This window comes from Vibrio makurazakiensis, assembly GCF_050337375.1.
In the GTDB taxonomy this organism is placed as follows: Bacteria; Pseudomonadota; Gammaproteobacteria; order Enterobacterales; family Vibrionaceae; genus Vibrio; species Vibrio makurazakiensis.
The window spans coordinates 1-1,383 of sequence record NZ_JAKJSW010000435.1 but is presented as its reverse complement, the minus strand read 5'-3'; the positions used below and the strand labels follow the sequence as shown (position 1 = coordinate 1,383).

1 protein-coding gene is annotated in these 1,383 nt (G+C 38.5%); it reads right to left on the bottom strand.

Annotation, left to right across the window (positions count from 1 at the left end; genetic code table 11):
* Positions 1 to 1,357, bottom strand: a 1,357-nt coding sequence (locus L4C33_RS22250; protein WP_428814553.1) for an alpha/beta fold hydrolase, incomplete at its 3' end; no start/stop codon positions are given.
* Positions 1,358 to 1,383 lie beyond the last annotated feature (26 nt).

Below are 1,383 nucleotides of genomic sequence, written 5' to 3'. Positions count from 1 at the left end.
GACTAAACTCGCTCACCATTACCGACATTATTCCACCTAACGAATGGCCGACTAAGTGAACATTGTTCGAATCAACCCACGGTTGACCGTTAAGCGCATAGCGTAAACCAAGAAAATCTGATACTGATTGTTGTAAGTTTGAGCGTAACGCCAAAGGCGAATCGATATTAATAAAAAACGACTTGTTCTTCTTGGCGCTGATTTCTACACCATTCTGATCTTGTCGAATACGCTCCCCGTGATACGGCATATCAATAGCTACAACGGCAAAACCCTTTTCGGTATAGTCTTTCGCCATTAAAGCAGCAGCGCTTCTATCTGCAGTCACACCATGAATAAATACCACCGTTGGCAACGGGTAGTATCCATCTTCTTTCCATTTTGCAGGTGTATAAATGTCTGTGGTCAGTAACTGAGATTCAACAACTCTAGGTAACGGGTCTTCAGCTGTAGGAAAACCGCCAGCATCCGTTATCATCCATTGATATAGTGGCTTACATCGTTCTTTTGGATCGAATTCATCAATCACACAATTTATTTCAGCACGTTTTGTGAAAGGTAAATAGAACGGAATTTTCAGCTGTTGAGTGTATAAATCATATTTTCTTTCGTTATCTTCAAAGGGAACAATAGATCCAATAAACTTAGTATTTTCTGACTTATGATTACCTTTCATTGCCTCAAGTGAAGAATACGCACTTTGAGTTTTAAATTGTGCGGCATAAACAGGGTTGCCGTCGCCTTCATATAAAGAAATAGCGCGAAGTATCTGCGTGGACAAGTCAGATTCAGCGTTACCCTGTACAACAGAGGGTTCTAAAAGAGCGATAAAAGTTTGATCCGCTCTGAGTGATTCTCCAAATTCGGTTTTAACCCCATCAGTCACGACAACAAAATATTCTTCGCCAGCTTTCAACCCTTCTTCACATTGAATAATTAGATTAGAACCATCTGAACTAAGTTGTGTAGGAACTTCATTCCCATCACTATCTAATAAAGCAACATTGCCAGAAAGTGTATTCCCATCTAACGGGTATCGCTTATTAGAATCGATACTTTGCAACGGAATTAAAATAGGTTCTGCACATAGTCCCCAACCATCTAACGCCGCATACGAATTATTATAATCTTGATAATAAGAATTATAATCCCCTAACGATAATGCTTCATCCTCTCCAATCCCTGTAATCGTAAAATCATTATCSTACCCATAACCGTCATTAGGCTTCGGTAGTTCTAATTTATTATAAGGAATCATAACTGATACGGGTTCTTGGCTTGAATCACTTTCAGATTTACAGCCAAATAAGGTCAAGATAATTAAGCCACATAAATATGATTTGTTAATATTAATCAAAGCATTTCCTTTATATTATCTAAGCG